General features: G+C 42.5%; 20 protein-coding genes. 15 read left to right on the top strand and 5 right to left on the bottom strand.

Annotation, left to right across the window (positions count from 1 at the left end; all coding sequences use genetic code 11):
• Positions 1–45 precede the first annotated feature (45 nt).
• The 6 genes from EAI95_RS04290 to metG all read left to right on the top strand — a co-directional run bounded on the left by EAI95_RS04290 (position 46) and on the right by metG (position 5,511).
• Entirely contained in the window at positions 46–879 is an 834-nt protein-coding gene (locus tag EAI95_RS04290) for a DegV family protein (RefSeq protein ID WP_129822293.1), read from the top strand.
• Between the two features lie 134 nt (positions 880–1,013).
• The gene (locus tag EAI95_RS04285) at positions 1,014–1,289 is read left to right on the top strand and encodes an HU family DNA-binding protein (RefSeq protein WP_006596762.1); all 276 of its coding nucleotides are present in this window, start codon (positions 1,014–1,016) and stop codon (positions 1,287–1,289) included.
• Positions 1,290–1,408: 119 nt separating this feature from the next.
• Complete coding sequence (locus tag EAI95_RS09965; protein WP_023022508.1) at positions 1,409–1,564, top strand: hypothetical protein; 156 nt, start codon at positions 1,409–1,411, stop codon at positions 1,562–1,564.
• Positions 1,565–1,841: 277 nt separating this feature from the next.
• Complete coding sequence (locus EAI95_RS04275) at positions 1,842–2,303, top strand: Fur family transcriptional regulator (protein ID WP_023022509.1); 462 nt, start codon at positions 1,842–1,844, stop codon at positions 2,301–2,303.
• A 259-nt stretch (positions 2,304–2,562) separates the two neighbouring features.
• A complete protein-coding gene (locus EAI95_RS04270) occupies positions 2,563–3,255 on the top strand; it encodes a phosphoglycerate mutase (RefSeq protein ID WP_003012031.1) in 693 nt (230 codons plus the stop codon).
• A gap of 264 nt (positions 3,256–3,519) precedes the next feature.
• A complete protein-coding gene (metG, locus tag EAI95_RS04265) occupies positions 3,520–5,511 on the top strand; it encodes a methionine--tRNA ligase (protein ID WP_129822292.1) in 1,992 nt (663 codons plus the stop codon).
• A gap of 216 nt (positions 5,512–5,727) precedes the next feature.
• On the opposite strand, the gene EAI95_RS04260 is transcribed toward metG, so the two are convergent.
• Together EAI95_RS04260 and EAI95_RS04255 are read right to left on the bottom strand one after the other, a co-directional pair.
• Positions 5,728–5,934 carry a helix-turn-helix transcriptional regulator gene (locus EAI95_RS04260; RefSeq protein ID WP_003006064.1) on the bottom strand — a complete coding sequence of 69 codons (207 nt, stop codon included), beginning with the start codon at positions 5,932–5,934 and terminating at the stop codon, positions 5,728–5,730.
• Between the two features lie 10 nt (positions 5,935–5,944).
• Positions 5,945–6,466 (bottom strand): DUF2975 domain-containing protein, encoded by a 522-nt coding sequence (locus EAI95_RS04255; RefSeq protein ID WP_129822291.1) that lies wholly within the window; start codon positions 6,464–6,466, stop codon positions 5,945–5,947.
• A gap of 175 nt (positions 6,467–6,641) precedes the next feature.
• Between EAI95_RS04255 and EAI95_RS04250 the strand changes: the two genes are divergently transcribed.
• Positions 6,642–7,910, top strand: a complete 1,269-nt coding sequence (locus EAI95_RS04250; RefSeq protein ID WP_129822290.1) for a DUF6287 domain-containing protein — start codon at positions 6,642–6,644, stop codon at positions 7,908–7,910.
• A gap of 413 nt (positions 7,911–8,323) precedes the next feature.
• Here the strand turns inward: EAI95_RS04250 and EAI95_RS04245 are convergent, their stop codons facing one another.
• Complete coding sequence (locus tag EAI95_RS04245; protein WP_129822289.1) at positions 8,324–9,508, bottom strand: DUF2974 domain-containing protein; 1,185 nt, start codon at positions 9,506–9,508, stop codon at positions 8,324–8,326.
• Between the two features lie 183 nt (positions 9,509–9,691).
• Between EAI95_RS04245 and EAI95_RS04240 the strand changes: the two genes are divergently transcribed.
• The 5 genes from EAI95_RS04240 (at position 9,692) to EAI95_RS04225 (ending at position 14,382) form a co-directional block, all read left to right on the top strand.
• Positions 9,692–10,369, top strand: coding sequence for a response regulator transcription factor (locus EAI95_RS04240; protein WP_006596753.1), 678 nt, complete (start codon positions 9,692–9,694; stop codon positions 10,367–10,369).
• Positions 10,362–11,336, top strand: coding sequence for a sensor histidine kinase (locus EAI95_RS04235; RefSeq protein ID WP_129822288.1), 975 nt, complete (start codon positions 10,362–10,364; stop codon positions 11,334–11,336). Before EAI95_RS04240 ends, EAI95_RS04235 begins: the two co-directional genes overlap by 8 nt.
• A 157-nt stretch (positions 11,337–11,493) precedes the next feature.
• Positions 11,494–11,622 (top strand): hypothetical protein, encoded by a 129-nt coding sequence (locus tag EAI95_RS10090; protein ID WP_257721762.1) that lies wholly within the window; start codon positions 11,494–11,496, stop codon positions 11,620–11,622.
• A 15-nt stretch (positions 11,623–11,637) separates the two neighbouring features.
• Entirely contained in the window at positions 11,638–12,396 is a 759-nt protein-coding gene (locus tag EAI95_RS04230) for an ABC transporter ATP-binding protein (RefSeq protein WP_125329676.1), read from the top strand.
• Entirely contained in the window at positions 12,397–14,382 is a 1,986-nt protein-coding gene (locus EAI95_RS04225) for an ABC transporter permease (RefSeq protein WP_129822287.1), read from the top strand.
• Positions 14,383–14,749: 367 nt separating this feature from the next.
• Here EAI95_RS04225 and EAI95_RS04220 read toward each other — a convergent pair whose 3' ends face one another.
• Complete coding sequence (locus EAI95_RS04220; RefSeq protein WP_003012241.1) at positions 14,750–15,013, bottom strand: SemiSWEET family transporter; 264 nt, start codon at positions 15,011–15,013, stop codon at positions 14,750–14,752.
• A gap of 286 nt (positions 15,014–15,299) precedes the next feature.
• Here EAI95_RS04220 and EAI95_RS04215 point away from each other — a divergent pair, with 286 nt between their 5' ends.
• From EAI95_RS04215 to EAI95_RS04205, 3 genes are all read left to right on the top strand, one after another.
• Positions 15,300–15,557 carry a SemiSWEET family transporter gene (locus EAI95_RS04215; RefSeq protein ID WP_048789737.1) on the top strand — a complete coding sequence of 86 codons (258 nt, stop codon included), beginning with the start codon at positions 15,300–15,302 and terminating at the stop codon, positions 15,555–15,557.
• A gap of 176 nt (positions 15,558–15,733) precedes the next feature.
• Complete coding sequence (locus tag EAI95_RS04210; protein ID WP_129822286.1) at positions 15,734–16,501, top strand: ABC transporter ATP-binding protein; 768 nt, start codon at positions 15,734–15,736, stop codon at positions 16,499–16,501.
• Complete coding sequence (locus EAI95_RS04205) at positions 16,494–18,503, top strand: FtsX-like permease family protein (protein WP_129822285.1); 2,010 nt, start codon at positions 16,494–16,496, stop codon at positions 18,501–18,503. The genes EAI95_RS04210 and EAI95_RS04205 overlap by 8 nt, the downstream gene beginning before the upstream one ends.
• A gap of 322 nt (positions 18,504–18,825) precedes the next feature.
• On the opposite strand, the gene EAI95_RS04200 is transcribed toward EAI95_RS04205, so the two are convergent.
• Positions 18,826–20,790, bottom strand: a complete 1,965-nt coding sequence (locus EAI95_RS04200; protein WP_129822284.1) for a peptide ABC transporter substrate-binding protein — start codon at positions 20,788–20,790, stop codon at positions 18,826–18,828.
• Positions 20,791–20,846 lie beyond the last annotated feature (56 nt).

Here is a 20,846-nt window from a genome sequence, read left to right as displayed (position 1 = left end):
GATATAATAGAATGGATATATCTAAGAAAAGATTGTAGGAATGTTATGTCACAAGTAAAAATTGTTACAGACTCATCCGTAACGATTGAGCCTGAAGTTGTTGAAAAATACGGAATTACCATCGTTCCCCTCTCTGTTATGGTGGACGGTGTTCTCTACTCAGATGCGGAATTAACCGAAGGTGAGTTCCTTCAGTTGATGAAATCCAGTAAAAACCTTCCAAAGACTAGCCAACCTCCAGTAGGTGTGTTTGCGGAAATCTTCGAAGGATTGGCTCAAGAAGGGGCGCAAATTATTGCAATCCATATGTCTCATGCCTTATCTGGTACAGTGGAAGCTGCACGTCAAGGAGCTACCTTAGCCAATGCAGATGTAACAGTTATCGATAGTAGCTTTACGGACCAAGCCATGAAATTCCAAGTGGTCGAAGCGGCGAAACTGGCTCAAGAAGGTGCTAGCGTAGAGGAAATTGTAGCTCGCATTGAAGAGGTCAAGCAAAATACTAGACTCTATATTGGGGTTTCTACTTTGGAAAACCTGGTTAAAGGAGGCCGGATTGGACGCGTAACTGGTTTATTGAGTTCACTTTTGAATATTCGGGTCGTCATGGAAATGAAGAACGATGAACTGCAACCGATTGTCAAAGGACGCGGACAGAAAACCTTTAAAAAATGGTTGGACGAGTTGATGCAAGACTTATCCGGTAAAGAAATCGCTGAGATAGGAATTTCCTATGCTGGTGGACCTGACTTTGCTAACGAAATGAAGGCGCAATTACAGCCTTTGGTTGCAACTCCAATCTCTGTTTTGGAAACAGGTTCGATCATTCAAACCCACACTGGTGAAGATGCTTGGGCAGTTCTTGTCCGATTTGCATAGAAGCCCGTCAATAAAGGAATTTATTCCTACATAAAAGTTTATAAAAACAGGTTTAGTACTTGACCTAAAAGCATTTTTTAGATATGATAGAGATGTTAAGGGTAAAACCTAAAAAAATTTGGAGGATTTGTTAAATGGCTAACAAACAAGATTTGATCGCAAAAGTGGCAGAAGCTACAGAATTGACTAAAAAAGACTCAGCAGCAGCAGTTGACGCTGTATTTGCAGCTGTTTCAGAATACCTTTCAAAAGGTGAAAAAGTTCAATTGATCGGTTTCGGTAACTTCGAAGTTCGTGAACGTGCAGCTCGTAAAGGTCGCAACCCACAAACTGGTAAAGAAATCAAAATCGCTGCTTCTAAAGTTCCAGCATTCAAAGCTGGTAAAGCTCTTAAAGACGCAGTTAAATAATTGTGATTACGAAAGTTCCTTCTAGCTTGCTAGAGGGAACTTTTTGTATTGGAGTCCTTTCTAGACAGGGCCTATAAATAGGAGTATAATAGAAAAAAGTGAGAAATGGAGGGTGGGCCATGAGATGGATTTTTGGAATCTTTGTTCTACTCATGATTAAACCAATTATTTATCTATTGAAAGGTCTCTGGTTTATTGTGGAACTCTTCTTTATGTTCCTCTTTGTTAAATTTTTACTAGGAACCATGAGATGGATCCTTAATTGGGGAAGTTAAGAATAGAATACAAAAGAGAGTGGGACAGAAATCGGTCATTCGTTAGAATTCGATTTCGTCGTCCCACCTCCGCACAGTTGAGTAGGGCTGTAAAAGCTGATGAAATCAGCGTAGTAGAGCCCGCTCAACCACTGCGTCTTGCTCGACAATCTAAAGATAATTGAGAGGCTAGGACTTTTGTCCAAGCCTCTTTTCTTATTTACAAACATTCTAATTAGGCAAAATTTGGCATTCGTGATATAATAGTTTTAAAGAAGAGACAGAAAGGGGGAAGACCATGCTAGCTTGTTTAACACTTGATTCCGTTCAACAACAAAAAGTAGAAGATGTATTGCAACACTTGCGTGAAAAATCTGTACGGATTACAGAGACGCGTCGAGCGGTCCTTTCCTATCTTGTCAAAAGCCAGGAACATCCAAGTGCGGATGCCATCTACCAAGATTTAAAACCAGCCTTTCCCAATATGAGCCTGGCAACCGTTTATAACAATCTCAAGGTCCTCATTGATGAAGGCTTTGTCTCTGAGATAAAAGTACGCAATGATACCACGACCTACTTTGATTTTATGGGACACGATCATTTGAATCTGATTTGCGAGTCTTGTGGGAAGATTGACGATGTTGACATCGAAGTTCCAGACGTGAGAGCAGAAGCGAGAGAAAAAAGTGGCTACATCATTACCAAGTGCCAAACCACCGTTTATGGAATCTGTCCAGAGTGTCAGAAGAAGCAATTATAAGCAAACCTCTTGTTAGAGGTTTTTTTGTTTGGTATGGTTTGCGGAAAAAGATAGAGAGGAAAGATTTAGAAGCTGATGAGTGAAAAATGTAAATGTCCATGAAAAAGAATTGATATAATTTCACTAAATCTCCGTTCAGACTTTTTTTGTGAGAAATTGCACTTTTCTATGGTCGCCACTAGATTTTTTACTGAAAATCTAGTAGAATAAAATAGATAAACGGGGGGAAACCTCGGAGAATAAAAAGGAGATCCATCTAATGGTAAAATTGGTTTTTGCTCGCCACGGTGAGTCTGAATGGAATAAAGCTAACCTTTTCACTGGTTGGGCTGATGTTGATTTGTCTGAAAAAGGTACACAACAAGCGATCGACGCTGGTAAATTGATCAAAGAAGCTGGTATCGAATTTGACCAAGCTTATACTTCAGTATTGAAACGTGCGATTAAAACAACTAACTTGGCTCTTGAAGCTTCTGACCAATTGTGGGTTCCAGTTGAAAAATCATGGCGCTTGAACGAACGTCACTACGGTGGATTGACTGGTAAAAACAAAGCTGAAGCTGCTGAACAATTTGGTGATGAGCAAGTTCACATCTGGCGTCGTTCATACGATGTATTGCCTCCTGCAATGGATCGCGATGATGAGCACTCAGCTCACACTGACCGTCGTTACGCTTCACTTGACGATTCAGTGATTCCAGATGCTGAAAACTTGAAAGTGACTTTGGAACGTGCCCTTCCATTCTGGGAAGATAAAATCGCTCCAGCTCTTAAAGATGGTAAAAACGTATTCGTAGGAGCACACGGTAACTCAATTCGTGCCCTTGTAAAACACATCAAACAATTGTCAGACGACGAAATCATGGATGTGGAAATTCCTAACTTCCCACCATTGGTATTCGAATTTGACGAAAAATTGAACGTAGTAAAAGAATACTATCTTGGAAAATAAAAATATCCAGTGGATATTTTTATCCCGAGCCTGAAAACGAAAAAGCGAGGCTTATCCAGTGGATATTTTTATCCCGAGCCTAGAAATGCCAAAGCGAGGCAAGTCTAGCAGGATTCGTTATCAACAATAGAAAGCTGACTTCGGTCAGCTTTTTTGTTTATCTTGTCTAGTCCTCTAGCTGATTTTTGGTTTTCAGGCCCTCCTAAAAATGATATAATGAAGTGTTAGTACATAAGGTTTCATTAGCCTTGAAAGGAAAAGAAAATGACAAAATCATTCTACATCACAACCCCTATCTATTACCCATCTGGTAAATTGCATATTGGTTCAGCTTATACAACCATTGCCTGTGACGTCTTGGCGCGTTACAAACGCATGATGAACTACGATGTTTTCTACCTGACTGGTCTCGATGAGCACGGGCAAAAGATCCAGCAAAAAGCAGAAGAAGCTGGGATTACGCCACAAGCTTATGTAGATGGGATGGCGGTTGGAGTGAAAGAACTCTGGCAATTACTCGATATCTCATACGATAAATTCATCCGTACGACTGACGATTACCATGAAAAAGTGGTGGCCCAAGTCTTCGAACGCTTACTGGCTCAAGATGACATCTACCTGGGTGAATACTCTGGTTGGTATTCAGTCTCTGATGAAGAGTTCTTTACAGAAAGCCAATTGGCTGAGGTTTACCGTGATGAGAATGGTAAGGTCGTCGGTGGGGTAGCCCCGTCAGGCCATGAAGTAGAATGGGTTTCTGAAGAATCTTATTTCCTTCGCCTCAGCAAATACCAAGACCGCTTGGTCGAATTTTTTAAATCCCAACCTGATTTCATCACTCCAGATGGCCGTCTGAACGAAATGTTGAAAAACTTCATCGAGCCAGGTTTGGAAGACTTGGCGGTATCTCGGACAACCTTTACCTGGGGAGTCCCAGTTCCATCCAATCCAAAACACGTGGTCTATGTATGGATTGACGCCCTTCTCAACTATGTGACGGCACTTGGTTATGGCCAAGATGAGCATGGCAACTTTGACAAGTTCTGGAACGGAACGGTCTTCCACATGGTTGGAAAAGACATTCTTCGTTTCCACTCTATCTACTGGCCAATCCTTCTCATGATGCTCGATATCAAATTGCCAGACCGCTTGATTGCCCATGGTTGGTTTGTCATGAAAGACGGTAAGATGTCTAAGTCTAAAGGAAATGTCATCTACCCAGAAATGTTGGTAGAACGCTTTGGCTTGGATCCGCTCCGTTACTACCTCATGCGTAGTCTGCCAGTTGGTTCAGATGGTACCTTCACACCAGAAGACTATGTAGCCCGCATCAACTATGAATTGGCCAATGACCTTGGTAACCTCCTTAACCGGACGGTAGCGATGATCAACAAGTACTTTGGTGGTCAAGTTCCAGCCTATGTCGAAAATGTCACTGCGTTTGATGCAGATTTGGCTAAGGTAGTTGAAGAAAACATTGCTGAATACCATAAGCAAATGAATGCGGTTGATTACCCACGCGCTTTGGAAGCAGTGTGGAATATCATCTCTCGCACCAATAAATACATCGACGAGACAGCTCCATGGGTCCTTGCTAAAGAAGATGGTGACAAGGAACAATTGGCAGCGGTCATGGCTCACTTGGCAGCTAGCCTTCGTGTCGTAGCTCACCTCATCCAACCATTCATGATGAACACCTCAAATGCCATTATGGAACAACTTGGCTTGGGCTTGGACTTCGATCTTGAGAACTTGACCCTAGCAGGCTTCCCTGAAAATGTCACAGTAGTTGCCAAAGGAACTCCAATCTTCCCTCGCCTGGATATGGATGAAGAAATTGCCTACATCCAATTTCAAATGACTGCTGGTAAAACAGAAGAAAAAGAATGGATTCCAGAAGAAGTGGAACTCAAGTCTGAAAAAGATGAGATCAAATTTGAAGACTTTGACAAGGTCGAAATCCGTGTAGCAGAGGTCAAAGAAGTTGAACGCGTCGAAGGATCTGACAAATTGCTTCGCTTCCGCCTAGATGCAGGAGATGGCGAAGACCGTCAAATCCTCTCTGGTATCGCTCAATTCTATCCAAATGAACAAGAATTGGTCGGCAAAAAACTTCAAATCGTGGCTAACCTCAAACCACGCAAGATGATGAAAAAATATGTCAGCCAAGGCATGATTCTTTCCGCAGAACACGGGGATCAATTAACGGTCTTGACCGTTGATCCATCTGTACCAAATGGAAGCATCATTGGCTAAACTGATGATTGTATACTAAAAGCACTCCCCGTGGGAGTGCTTTTGTTGTATCGCTATAGTTTTCATCAGTGAGAAAAGAGCCTGAAAGATTTCATTTCAGACTCTCGGAAGTTTTGAGACAGTAGGCTCAAATTTTAGGTATGGAATCCCAGAGGGATTCGCTACCGTCCGTCCTCACCTAAGGAAAGTCTCCAATTACTTTTCTTAAGATATTTCCTATTCATCTGGCCTGTATTCCAGAATATCTCCTGGTTGGCAGTCCAGTTCTTTGCAGATGGCTTCAAGGGTGGTGAAGCGGATGGCTTTGGCCTTGCCTGTCTTGAGGATGGAGAGGTTGGCGGTAGTGATGCCGATTTTGTCAGCTAGTTCGTTGGATTTCATCTTTCGCTTGGCTAGCATGACATCTAGATTGACGATAATCATGGTACCCTCCTTAAATAGTCAGCTCGTTTTCTTCGGCGATCGCAATCCCTCTCTCTAAAATCTTGCCAAGCACCCAGACAATTGGGACAGCGAGGAGGAGTCCCGTATTAAAGGTCAATTGGAAGGTAAAGGGAAGGAGATAAACGTCGCCACTGGTTTCAAGTGTACCAGACATAAAGGACAAGACCAATAAGATCTTCCAAGCTCGGTTGCAAAGATCAATGTTGGAGTGAGAAAAGATCTTTTCTTGGTAGAGATTTTGGAGGAAGCTACGAATGGTGATGAGAAGAAGAATATAAATAGCACTTGAGGCTAGTGGGAAGAGCAACTGCCATAGGGGTTGCAGATGTTTTGGGAAAAGCTGGATGCCATTCACCTCAAAGGACAAGCGCCCAGATTGAACGAGATCCTTAAACACACCCATCCGTGAAAGAAGGTGGATGACCAGTGCTACCACGGTCATAAAGCCACAGAAGTAAATGAAAGCCGTTAAGACTTCAATGATATTTTTTAGGGTTTTCGAGTTTTTCATCGCAAGCCTCCTGAAAGTTTATTTATTATTTACTTATAGTATACTCCTTATAAAAAAATAGTCAATAAAAAAGTATCGAAAAACGATAAAAAGTTTATGAAATTCGGTCAAAGTTTGCTTTAAATAGAATTTGAGGTATACTAATAGGTAACTACCATTCCAAGGAGGTATTGAAATGATCAAAAAGTTAGATAAGAAATATCTTTGGATGATCATCGCTTTTGTGAGTGCAGTGGTTCTAATTGGTGGAGTCTATCTCTACTCTAGCTCCAATATCCAACTGGATCATCAAAAAGAGTTCAACCAGACCTCGAAGACCTCGTCCTCATCTAAGGAAAAAGCCATCGATTTGTCTGGTGAATATGTCTCTAGCGCGCGTGATAAGGCCAAGATTCAAAAAGATGGGAAATCTTGGAAGATTGATTATGAGACAGAAGATGGTCCTGTATCAGCAACTTTCTCAACGAATTTCAAAGTAGAAGGAGCCAATAAAGTTTCTACTAGTCAGATGAAAAAGTCTGATGGGAATACTGATTTTACCGTCACTGTGCGTATCTTTAAATACCAATCAGATAAGGATCCCCTCATTACGGTCACCATGTCAGACAAAGATCCGGATCACGAAATGGTCTTTGCCAATCGGAAGGATTTCTTCAAGTCGACGAATCCAGATGACGCAGTACTGGATGGAGATTTGACAACCTTCTCAGGAAGTTATTCTAATGAATCTATTGAACAACAGATTGCAGATTCAGGCTTTAAGTTGTATGGATATAGTCCAGAAGATTATTACAATCACCGGACTACTGTCTTTCCTTCTATCTACTCTGATAAGGACAATGGATGGAGCTTCTGGAGTGGAGCCACCAATGTCCAATTTGTCCTCAATAAAGATAAGAAACCTAAGAAAGCAGGCGCGACCTATCAGGTTTACTTTGTCCAAGCTGGGACAACCGGAGCAAGTCCTGGTCAAGAATTGGTTATCACCTTGATTCCTGAAAATGTTCAAGGTCCTGATGGCGTCGTTTCACCGTTGAGACGTATCTTCTACCATCAAGCCTCCTTCCAAGCCTACCAGGACAAGTGGTGGGAAGCCTACCCAGAGCCTAAGAAGGAAGCAGACCTCGATATTGCGGCTATCAATAGTGGAGACTTCTCAAGTCTGGCAGGGACATGGCGCAATGCCAAAGGCCAAGAGATGGTCATCCAAGAAGATGGAACTGTGAAAGGCCAAGGAAGATTAAAAGCAGTCCCGAACTCTGATAAGACAAGTAAAGTCCCTTATGTAGACCTACGTGTGGGAGAAACAGGAGTAGCTGTTGGCCTCTTTAAGATTGGTTTTGAAAATCCTGATGGAGACCAGTCAGATAAGAGCAAACCTCGCTTAGTTGTTACCCAATCAGCTGGAAACTATCCAGCGGATCAATACTTCTATCGTCAATAAGAAGCGAAAAACCCAGGAAATATGTTTTCCTGGGTTTAAGATTGAAGAAAAAGCTTCTTTAAAACTTTCCTTAGGTGAGTACGGACGTCAGCGAACTTCTTCGAAGTTCCATGACTAATTATTGAGCCTAAGGTCTCAATAATTCCGAGTGCCTGAAACAACTGTGTTTCAGGCACTTTTCTCACTGCGGAAAGTTTTAATTCTACTTAAATAAATTTAAAAATAGAAGTCATTCTTTTGAAGAATCATTTAGCTATTTTATGTAAAAAGCAGTTTGGTCTACATTCAAAACCCAGGAAATATGCTTTCCTGGGCTTTGTTTTGCTTTAATTCATTCTCTTTCTATAAAAAATTCGTTTACACCATTCGATGTAAACGATATTGTTCCATTTCATAAAATAGAGTTGAAATTGTCAATCTTTGTGCTCAAGAAGCAGAGGTGAGGAGGACTCGACTGCTTGTTTTCGCTTGAAAAATGCAGCCATTTGAACCAGGATACGGGGAACTGTTTGCCATTTTTTCCAAGCTTGGACACGGGTGTCGATGAGTTGCTTGGCTAGACGTTCCAGCATTTCCCTTTCTGTAGGATCTAGGTCTTGAGCACTTTGAAAGATGTCTTTGATCTTGGAGAAATTTTTCAAGTTCCTCAAATCATTAATTGAAGTGATGCCTGCGTCCAGAAAAATGCCAAAAAAGGTATCAAAGAACTTCTTGCGCTCATCCGCCGATGTTTCGCGAACCCACTGTTTTAGGGTCTCGACGGTCTGCTGGCTATCGGGATTGGTTTGATCTAGTGTCACAAATCCATCCTTTTCAACCATCCAAGTAAAGGCGTCATGCTGGGCAAAGCCACCAAAGGCTCGACTTTTAACAATCGTAGTAGGCTCTGGGACTTCCAGCATCATGCCGACGATGGATCCTTGTGGGACAAAGCGATGAATGAGGTGTGCGATTCGTTGGTATCCCTCTGTTTTGATAATGGACTTGTTGAGACCTGGAGCGTCGTAACAGTAAATGGCATGGACTTGTTCGGACAGCTGATCAGGAAGGTAGGAGCAGGCATAGGTTGCGAGATTGCCCCCTTTGGAGTGACCGGCTACTAAGAAGCGCCCTTTAGGAAATTCCTTCATGACGTTTTGTAGGTAGCTGGCTGCGCGCCTCTGAGCTGGGACATGGTCCATATAGGTCATATGGAAGTCTTCCTTCCAGCCGATCAAGGTGTCATCCGTCCCTCTGAAGACAACTAAATAAACATCCATGGTAAGACGATAGGTCATAGCCGCAAACTGCTTCTGAACATCGGGGTCATATTCGTTGACATAGTTGAGGAGTTTGATGTTTTTAAAACGCTTTGAACTAGCTAAGTCATCGACTAATTGCAGGTGTTGGTCTGTCACGATGAAATCTGTGGTTCGATCGACTAGCTCTACTGCATCAGATAAGCGGACTTCAATATTGGTCGTATCCCCTTGGGGCACGATCCGATCAAAAGGAAGATAGGTCAGCTCTGTCAGTGCCAGAACATCGAGTTCCTTAAAAGGGCGATCGTAGATGGAATCATAGGCGACATAGTCTAGATAATCAAAAATCGTGGACATGAGATTCTCCTTTGTATCTGTATGTTCAGTATAGCATAAAATACCTGAAAGGCCCCTCCATAAAAATAGGAAATTGACGAAAGGAGTTACCTGTAAGTTGAGATGGCGAAAAATATGTATGCTCCTTGGATAATTTGATATAATGAAAGGGTAATACTCTAGTAAGAAAGAGCAGGAAAGAGCATGCATAAAATTCTTCTTGTCGAAGATGATGAAACCATTCGCCAACAAGTGAAGAAAATCATGGAGCAGTGGGGCTTTGAAGTTATTGCAGTTGATGACTTTATGGATGTATTGGGCACCTTCGTCCAGACCAATCCTCATCTGATTCTGATGGATATTGGCCTTCCTCTTTATAATGGCTACCATTGGTGCCAGGAGATTCGTAAGGTATCTAAGGTCCCTATCATGTTTTTATCCTCACGAGATCAAGCTATGGACATCGTCATGGCTATCAATATGGGAGGAGATGACTATGTGACCAAGCCATTTGATCCCAATGTCCTTCTGGCAAAAATTCAGGGTCTCCTTCGCCGCTCTTATGAGTTTGGAACTGATCAAGATTTGTTAGAACACCGGGGCGCCATCCTCAATCTCAAATCCATGGATCTGGTCTACGAGGGAGAGGTGGTTAATTTGACCAAAAATGAATTTCAAATTCTTCGCATCCTTTTTGAAAAAGCTGGAAGTGTAGTGGCTCGGGATGATTTAATGAAGGAATTGTGGAACAGTGATTTCTTTATTGATGATAACACCCTCTCGGTCAATGTAGCTAGACTTCGGAAGAAACTCGAAGAAGCAGGACTGGAACATTTTATCGAAACGAAAAAAGGGATAGGATACGGGTTGAGCAATGGATAATCGATTCTTATTTGTCAAACACTATCTGATTTCTCACCGTCGCTATCTCTATTTGATTGGTTTACTCCTTTCATCCCTGGTCTTGTTTGCCTATATATTCGAAGGCTACCGCAATTTTCTCCTTTACCTGACAGGAATTTTGGCTTTTTTGAGTCTTCTTCTGGTCATTTGGGATGCAGTGGCTGGATATCAGGCCTGTCGTAAGGAAGTGCTCTATGGGGAGGGACCACCTGAGACCCCTCTAGAACTGGTCTTGAGTCAGAAACTAGCAACCAGTCAGCAAGCCCAACGTGAGCAGACAACGGTGAGTCTAGAGACCTACAATGATCTGATGGATTACTATACCCTCTGGGTTCACCAGATTAAGACGCCCATTGCGGCCAGTCAACTCTTGGTTAAAAATATAGAAGACAGCGACCTGAGACAACAAATGGAGCAGGAGCTCTTTAAGATTGATTCCTATGCTAATGTGGTCCTCCAGTATCTGAGACTCGAAAGTTTTCACGATGATTTGGTGCTTAAGCGTGTTCCACTCGAAGAGCTGATCAAAGAAGTCGTGCGAAAGTATGCCATCTTCTTTATTCAAAAGGGCTTGACGGTGGATCTGCATGACTTAGATGTCGCCGTCATTACCGATCGCAAGTGGCTCTTGGTCATCATCGAGCAATTGCTGTCTAATAGCCTTAAGTATACCAGCACTGGCGGGATTGAGATCTATTTCAAAGACCAGACCCTTTATATGAAAGATAGTGGGATTGGAATTAAGGATAGCGATATACTCCGTGTCTTTGAGCGGGGATTCTCCGGCTACAATGGGCATTTGACCCAGCAATCTTCGGGACTAGGCCTCTATCTGTCTAAAAAGATTGCCGATCAGCTAGGACACCAACTCCAGATGACGTCTCAAGTCGGCCAAGGGACGACTGTTGCTATACGTTTTGAAGAGAAGAAGTTGGTCATGGATTAGGGGAATTCGTCGGTAATAATGATTCTCTCCCTAAGCTTCTCTTTTATTTGAAAATGACAAAAATGTAAGATTTAATTTTAAAAATGAAAGGTTAGGTTATGGTGACCACCTTTTATTTTTTATACAATAGTCTCATCAAATGAAGGAGGTCAAGAAAATGAAACTCTTGAAATGGATGAAAGAACCCAAAAAGATTAAAAAACCAAATAAGAAAACCGATTTGGAAAAGGTGGAATTTGGTCGCCAAGTCCTACAACAAACCCAAGAATTTTTCTTGATCTACTAGTTAAAGGAGAAAAGCATGTCATTACTAGACGTTCAACATATCAAAAAAATTTACAAAACCCGCTTTCAAGGGACGCAGGTTGAAGCCCTAAAGGATATTCACTTCACTGTTGAAAAAGGGGAGTACGTCGCCATCATGGGGGAATCAGGATCCGGGAAATCGACCCTTCTCAATATCCTAGCCATGCTGGATCAGCCGACGGAAGGGCGGGTCTACCTAAATAATATAGACACCTCAACCATCAAGAACAAGGACGCTTCGAGCTTCCGTCGCGAAAAACTAGGCTTTGTCTTTCAAGACTTCAATCTGCTCGACACCTTGTCAGTTAAGGACAATATCCTTCTGCCCTTGGTCCTTTCTCGCAGACCAGTCAAGGAAATGATGACTAAGGTCGATAGCGTCAGTCGAGAGTTGGGCATTCACCAGCTCTTAGAAAAATACCCTTACGAAATCTCTGGTGGTCAAAAACAACGGGTGGCTGTAGCACGGGCCGTCATCACCTCACCTGAAATCCTCCTTGCCGATGAGCCAACAGGGGCGCTGGATTCCAAGTCCTCGGCTGCTTTGCTAGATGTCTTTGAAGATATCAACACCATGGGGCAAACCATTCTCATGGTGACCCACTCAACCGCAGCGGCAGCTCGGGCCAAGCGCGTGCTTTTTATCAAGGATGGAATTCTCTACAACCAGATCTTCCGCGGAGAAAAGACAGAGCGTCAGATGTTCCAAGAAATCTCGGATACCCTGACGGTCATGGCAAGTGAGGTGGAGTAGATGTTTCGATTAACCACTAAATTAGCTTGCTCCAATCTGATCAAGAACCGCAAGCTCTATTATCCCTTTGCGATTGCAGTCATTCTCGCAGTGACAATCGCCTACCTCTTTGACTCCCTGACCTTTAATCCCCATATTCACGAGCTTCGTGGGGGCTCTTCTATACTCTTCACCCTAGGCTTGGGACTGTTTGTGGTCAACGCTGCGGGGGCCATCATTGTGCTCTATGCCAATAGCTTCGTCATGAAAAACCGCTCCAAGGAGCTGGGGATCTACAGCATGCTTGGCCTTGAAAAACGCCATCTCATCAGCATGATCTTCAAGGAACTCTTGATGTTTGGCTTTGTGACTATCTCAGCTGGTGTCTTGATTGGGGCTCTCTTTGACAAGCTGATCTTTGCCTTTCTCTTGAAACTCATGAAGATGAAGGTCCAGCTAGTATCCACCTTCCAACCTGGGATTGTGGTCTTGGTCTTTGTCACCTTTGGTCTCATCTTTGCCCTCTTGGTCTTTCTCAACGCTTGGCGGATTCTCCGTTTGAATGCCCTGCAGTTGACGCGTGAGAAGGCCAGTGGTGAAAAGAAATCCCGCTTCTTGTGGCCCCAAACCATCCTGGGTTTAGTTTCTCTTGGTTTTGGCTACTACCTGGCTTTGTCAGTCAAAGACCCATTGTCTGCGATTGTGATTTTCTTTCTAGCGGTTGTCTTGGTCATGATCGGAACCTACCTGCTCTTTAATGCTGGGATCACCGTCTTCTTGCACCTGCTTAAGAAAAAGAAGGGCTATTATTACCAACCCAACAATATGATCTCGGTCTCTAATCTCATCTATCGCATGAAGAAAAATGCAGTGGGACTTGCGACTATTGCCATCCTCTCGACCATGGTGCTAGTGACCATCTCTGCTGCGACCAACATCTATGTTGGTGGCGAAATGGTCAAGAAAATTATGGCTCCTCATGATTTCTCTGTCCAAGGAAAAGGGGTAGACCTGGAGCAAATCAATCAGAAATTTGATGAATTTGCTTCTGAGCACCAGCTTGAGATCAAGAATCGTGACCTGATGACCTATGCCAACTTTGGAATCAAATCCCAAAAGGGCACAGACTTTACGGTCTATCCAGCTGACGAACGCAGCGTCACTCCCAAAACCGTCTTTATGGTCTTTGACGCAGCTAGCTATGAGCAGATGACAGGAGAAGAGGCCGATCTGACTGGCAACCAAGTTATCCTCTTTGCTCATAACGAGGCTCTCAAAGGCCAAAAGCAGTTTACTATCAATGGCCAAGACTTCCAAGTAAAGGAAGAAGTGACCAAGGATTTTATCACGGATCACTTGCCCAACATGTATAACATGCTGACGGAGGATTTCAATTACCTAATCGTGCCAGATCTCTCAGCCTTTATCGCCCAATTTCCAAATCTTGCCATCTATACCAATATCTATGGTGGATTCAATGTCAATGTCGGTGAAGACCAGCAACTCAAGCTGGCAGCTAGTTATGACAAGATGATCGATGAATTGAGTAGCCAACAGGGCCAAGGAACATTTGTCTATGGGGGGAACCGGGCCAATGATGTGGCAGAATTGAATAGCCTCTTTGGTGGTATCTTCTTTATCGGTATTTTCTTGTCATTGATCTTTATGGTCGGAACGGTCATCGTCATCTACTACAAGCAAATTTCTGAAGGCTATGAAGACCGTGACCGCTTCGTCATTCTCCAACAGGTGGGACTCGATGAACACGAGGTCAAACGGACCATCAACCGTCAAGTGCGGACCGTCTTCTTCCTTCCCCTCATCTTTGCCTTTGTCCACCTGGCCTTTGCCTACCATATGATTCGCCTCATTCTCAAAGTGCTCGGTGTCATCAATAGTGGCCAAGTCCTCGTCGTCACCTTCAGCGTCTGTGCTGTCTTTCTCATCACCTACCTAATCGTCTTTTGGATCACCTCTCGGAGTTATCGTAAGATTGTGCAGATTTAGGAAAAGAAACTCAAATTAAATTAGAAACTTTCCTTAGGTGAGTACGGACGTCAGCGAACTTCGAAGAAGTTCCATGACTAATTATTGAGCCTAAAGTCTCAATAATTCCGAGTGCCTGAAACATGATTATTTCAGGCACTTTTCTCACAGCGGAAAGTTTCAATATACTCTAATAATAATCAGATATTATTTGGATATTTTTGCACAATAATCCAGCATAGGTTATTCAAAGAAAAGAATTGTCAATTTTTTTAGCTTGCTCATAGCGGGCTTTTTTGTACGAAAACCGACTGCGATTGTTTTTGTTTTTCAAAGGGATACACAAAAAAGACTGAACCCGTAGAGTTCAGTCTTTGTTCGCTTTCTATTAAAGTGATGTAAGGAAAGTCAATCCCCCTAGGATGACACCTGCCGAATTCGGAATAATCAAAATCCAGTCTTTTTTAGGTTCCTTTGTCCAACCATAAATAACCCAGATCAAGCAAGAAATAGCAGCTGACAAGGGTTGGAAAGGTTGGGCCTTATTTCCCTGTAAATTAGCAATAATTTGTGGGATGTAGGCAATGAAAACGATAATCCCAATAAAGGCACCGATCGAGCCAACGATTTGGTTGATTTTTTGTTTATTCATAAAATTTTACCTCTGTGTATCAAAATAGCATAAGTAGGAAGAAAATGCAATTAATTTGCATGCTACGCAAAATGAAAACGATCACATTTGCAAAAAAATTAGACAAAGTGTCTAAAATAATTACTAGAGAGAAGACTCTCTCGAAGAGAAATCCATCTTCCTGCAAAATCACAAGATTGTGACACTTTACAGTTCGGTAACATTTGAAAAAAGCACTTGAATTTTAAGAGGGCAAGCGCTAGAATAGTGCATACTTTAAAAAAGAAAAGGAAATGGTAGTTTCAAAATGAATGATAAACAAATGAAAATTCTTGGTTGGGTTGCGACCTTTATGTCTGTCATGATGTATGTATCTTACTTCCCACAAATCATGGATAACCTCTCAGGTCACAAAGGAAACTTTGTTCAACCTTTAGTTGCCGCTATCAACTGTAGCCTTTGGGTCTATTACGGACTCTTTAAAAAAGAACGTGATATCCCACTTGCTGCAGCCAATGCACCAGGGATCATCTTTGGTTTGATCACAGCCATCACAGCTTTATAAGAAGGAACTAGCTCCCGCAAGGAAGCTAGTTTTTTTATACCTTACAGAAATGTAAGAAATCAGGCTCAAAATGAAAGGTTAGCTTATTGTAGATCTCTCTCCAAATCGTTACAATAGAGGTGTAAAAAAGTTTTATGGATGTCAATCATATAACCGGATAGAAATGGAGAATGAAAATGGCCTTATTAGATGTACAACATGTGAAAAAAATTTACAAAACCCGCTTTCAAGGAACTCAGGTTGAAGCCTTAAAGGATATCCATTTTACCGTGGAGAAGGGGGAGTATGTCGCTATCATGGGGGAATCAGGATCCGGTAAATCGACCCTTCTCAATATCCTAGCCATGCTGGATCAGCCGACCGAAGGACGGGTCTACCTCAATGGCATGGACACCTCGACCATCAAGAACAAGGACGCGTCGAGCTTCCGTAGGGAAAAACTAGGCTTTGTCTTTCAAGATTTCAATTTGCTTGATACCTTGTCTGTCAAGGACAATATCCTTCTCCCTCTGGTCCTTTCTCGCAGACCGGTCAAGGAAATGATGAGTAAGGTCGATAGCGTCAGTCGGGAATTGGGCATCCACCAACTGCTTGAAAAATATCCCTACGAAATCTCTGGTGGGCAAAAACAACGGGTAGCCGTAGCACGGGCTATCATCACCTCGCCAGAAATCCTCCTTGCGGATGAGCCAACAGGGGCGCTAGATTCCAAATCATCTGCTGCGTTGCTCGACGTCTTTGAAGACATCAATAGCATGGGGCAAACTATTCTCATGGTGACCCACTCAACCGCAGCAGCAGCTCGGGCCAAGCGCGTGCTCTTTATCAAGGACGGGATTCTTTACAACCAGATTTTCCGTGGGGAAAAAACAGAGCGTCAGATGTTCCAAGAAATCTCGGATACCTTGACGATCATGGCGGGAAAGGAGGATCGTGATGTTTAAATTAACAAGTAAATTAGCTCTTTCCAACCTCAAACAAAATCGCAAACTCTATTACCCCTTTGCCCTGGCTGTCATTTTAACGACCATGATCCTTTATAGTTTTATCGCCTTGTCATCTACCCCTCATTTAGAGGATTCTTACGGAGGGGGGGCGGCGAGAACTGTTCTTGGTTTTGGTAGTTTCGTCGTCCAGCTGGTCGTCATCATTTTGGTGGCTTATGCCAATGGCTTTGTCATGAAAAATCGTTCCAAAGAACTGGGCTTGTACAGTGTTCTGGGAATGGAGAAGAAGCATCTCCTCATCATGACCTTATGGGAATTGCTCTTCTTCTATGTTCTCACAGTTGGAGTAGGACTGGGTTTGGGGCTCTTATTTGATCGCCTGATTTTTGCCTTGCTCCTAAAATGTATGGGGCTACCAGTCGTCATTCAATCAACCTTCCAGATAGGGGCTGTTCTTAACACTTTACTTGGGTTAGCCTTAGCTTTTGGCCTCATTCTCTTGTTGAATTCTTTCCGCCTCTTGCGCTACAGTTCCCTCCACCTCATGCAACAGAAAAAAGCAGGAGAGAAGAAGGGACGCTTCTTGCTGGTCCAAACTCTTTTAGGACTTGGGCTCTTAGGAATTGCGTTTTATATAGCGCTAACCGTTGAGCGTCCAGTTGCAGCGGTTCAAGGATTCTTTATTGCTGTCATCTTAGTCATTCTGGCGACTTATCTTTTATTCAACGCAGGATCTATTACCTTCTTAAGATTTCTCAAAGGTCGGAAATCCTACTATTACAAGCCAGAGAATTTTATATCTGTCTCCAACTTGATAGCACGGATGCGAAAAAATGCAGCGGGTCTTGCGACCATTAGTATTCTTTCCACCATGGTCTTGGTCACCTTAACCGGGTCCCTCAATATCTTTATTGGAGGACAGAACTACCTAGATACTGTTTACCCTTCTGATTACATGATTAGTGTGGGGCATATGCCTTCAGATGCTGAGACAGAACCAGTTATCAAGGATGTTCAAGCTCAAATTAAGAAAACAGCCGATGCGACAAATCTATCAGATTATCAGGTGGCACAGACAACATACTGGTCGGCTGAAATTCGAAAGATTGATGGAAGGAGCTTAGAGGTTTATGAACAGTCCTATCAAGAAGCTGGTCAGGAGATGGAGATGAAGACAGAGGGAACAGTCTACTTTTTTGATCAGGCGACTTACGAGCAACTGACGGGTCAAAAAGTTGAGCTTGGGGAAAATGAAATCCTAGCCTATGGGTATCAGTATCCAGGAAAATTAGATTCGCAATTAGAAATCAATGGGAAGACCTTCACGATTAAACAAAAACTAGACTCCAATTTTATCCAAGGAAAACTCCCTCAATCCGACCTGTTTCAACATCAAATGGGTTTGTACCTTGTCCTCCCTGACTTGAACCAACTGGGACTAAAAGTTGATAAAAATTTGGAATTCGCTATTACTGCAAAAGATAAAGAGAATCAAGATTTCATCAGTGGCTTGATCAAAGACCTTTATTCGACAGACAAAATGAGTCAATATGGTGCGACTTTCTTTGGTGGATTTGAACGATACAGCATAGAGAAGGAGTGGCGTGAAACAGCAGGGACTCTCCTCTTTATTGGGATTTTCCTATCGGTCATCTTTCTATTAGCTACAGTACTCGTCATTTACTACAAACAGATTTCAGAGGGTCATGAGGATCGGGATAATTTTGTGATCTTGCAACAAGTAGGATTGGACCAAAAGCAAACCGGCACCACCATTCGCAAACAGATTCTCACTGTCTTCTTCCTTCCATTATTCTTCTCCTTCCTATACCTAGGAGTGGCCTACAAGATGATTGCAAAGATCGTTGCCATCTTAGGAGCGACCAATGCGGGACTGGTCCTTCAAACAACTCTTTCCATCTGCGCTGTCTTTTTCATCTCTTATGTCCTCGTCTTTCTTCTGACTTCTAGAAGTTATCGGAAGATTGTTGTGCGGTAGCGTTCGATACGATGGAAGCTTAGGAAAATAGGTGTAGATAAAGCTCACCTTGAAACTTTCTTTAGGTGAGTACGGACATCAGCGAACTTCTAGGAAGTTCCATGACTTAGTTTTGAACCTAACGTTTCAAAACTCCCGAGTGCTAGAAACAAGAATGTTTCTAGCACTTTTCTCACGGCGGAAAGTTTCAGTGTATGCTTGAATGAGCTAATTGGATGTATTATCTTAATTATTTATGTGTTCCTAACTTGTTCTATATAAAGGAACAAGTTGTCTACATTTTAAAACACCGAGGATTACATCCCCGGTGTTTTTATCGTGATTATTTCACGTGTTTTGCAAGTTCTTCTTGTGCTTTTTTGTTTGATTCTTCTTTTTCTTTCAACCAATTCTTATAAGCTTTGTCGTAATCGGCAGTTGTGACTGTATCACTTTGTAGTTCCATGTACTTGTAGTAGCTAGAACCGTCTTTGATACCGATCAAGGAGAAGGCTTTTGTAAATGGTTTAATCTTCGTGATAGAAGGAACAGCACCTTTAGAGTAGACAGGAAGTGCAAAGGCATTGTCTGTCAACCAAGCTTGAGCAACAGCATATTTTTCATAACGAGTTTTGGTATCCAATTGTTCTGCATTGGCATCATCCAATAGTTGTTTGTACTCGTTCAAACCTAGTTTTTCAATTAGGGCTTGGTCAGTTGCCGGATTGATTCCCATACCTGCTAAGGCTGAACCATCGACTGGATTGAAGATATCCAAGTAAGTTGATGGATCTTGGAAGTCAGGTCCCCAACCAGCGATATCCATATCAAAGTCTTTTTGATCAGGACTTTGAGCGAAGTAGGTTGCATTGTCCGCATCTTCCGTAGACAATTTCTGAACATCCACGACAACATTTTCTTTTCCTAATGTTTTTTCGATGGAGTCTTTCATTGAATCAGCTTGTTGCACAATGCTAGCAGAAGACTGGTCAACCACGTAGTCGATGTGGATTGGGAATTGAACACCTTGCGCTTGGAGCTCTTCTTTGGCTTTAGCAAATTGTGCTTTAGCCTTGTCCGTATTGAACATGCTATCTTGCGCATCAGCTAGGCTGACATCCTTCCAATCATCTCCTGTTGCAGCAAGTTTTTCTTCAACAACAGTACCGAAGTCTTTGTTGTCTACTTGCACAAATGTTGGAGGTACAAGAAGCGTACGAAGGGTTTTGCTAGCCCCATCTTTCCCGTTTGATTGGGCACTTAGAGAAGTACGATCAAGGGCAAAGTTGATGGCTTGACGGAAGTTTTTGTTTTGAAGAGCTGTTTTGGTTTGGTTCTTCTGGTCGTCTGTTGTCTTCTCAGTATGACCGTAGTTTTGACGGTTTACGTTGAAGTAGACATAGTAGACAGTCGCATCTTGCGGTGAATAAACGATATTGTCCTTGAATTTTTTCTCAATGGTACTGAAGGTTGAGCTCGTTGGGAAGAGACGCGCAGTGGTCAAGTTTCCATCAGAAAAGTTACGAGCTAGGTAGTCTTGGTCAGAACCATCGAAGTAGGTCAATTTGATATCATCGATCTTCACATTGTCTTTGTCGTAGTAGTTCTCGTTCTTAGTGAACTCCATTAACGATTTTGAAGTGAAGGATTTCAAGTAGTAAGGACCGTTGTAGAGGATTCCAGAAGGTTTGACGCTACCAAAGTCTTTACCTGCAGACTTGAGGAATTTTTCATTGACGGGCATCATGGTCGAAGTTGTCAATTTAGAATTCCAGAAAGACTCAGGTTGAGCCAAGGTGTATTGAAGGGTATGGTCGTCAACGGCTTTTACTCCAACTTTAGAGAAGTCCGTATTTTTACCAGTGACATAGTCATCCAGGCCGGCTACTGAGTTTTGAACCAAGTAGAGGGCATCTGACTTGTTGTCCGCTACGTATTTCAGAGAAGTGACGAAGTCCTGTGCAGTGACGTCTGCATATTCGTTCCCTTCTGAGTCATACCATTTTGCATCTTTACGAAGTTTGTAAGTATAAGTCAATCCATCCTTAGAAACAGACCAATCTTCTGCTAAAGCAGGGACCAAGTTACCGTATTGGTCGTTTTCAAAAAGTCCATCTACTAAGTTAGTTGTGACATCACTTGTTGTTGAACGGTTTGAAAGGAGGTAGTTCAAAGAGTCTGGATCAGTGCTATACACGTATGAAAAAGTGTTTGTCTGAGAAGACTTTGCAGATGATCCACAAGAAGCAAGGAACAGGGCTGAAGCAACCGTGACACCTGCAAGGAAAGCTAGTTTAGATTTTTTCATCACTTATCTCCTTTAATAAAGATTTTGTATTATTATACACCTTTTCCGGTAAAAAG

Source organism: Streptococcus sp. bf_0095, from assembly GCF_004166885.1.
Taxonomy (GTDB): Bacteria; Bacillota; Bacilli; order Lactobacillales; family Streptococcaceae; genus Streptococcus.
The sequence above is the reverse complement of the archived record's forward strand: the minus strand, read 5'-3'. Positions and strand labels throughout refer to the sequence as shown.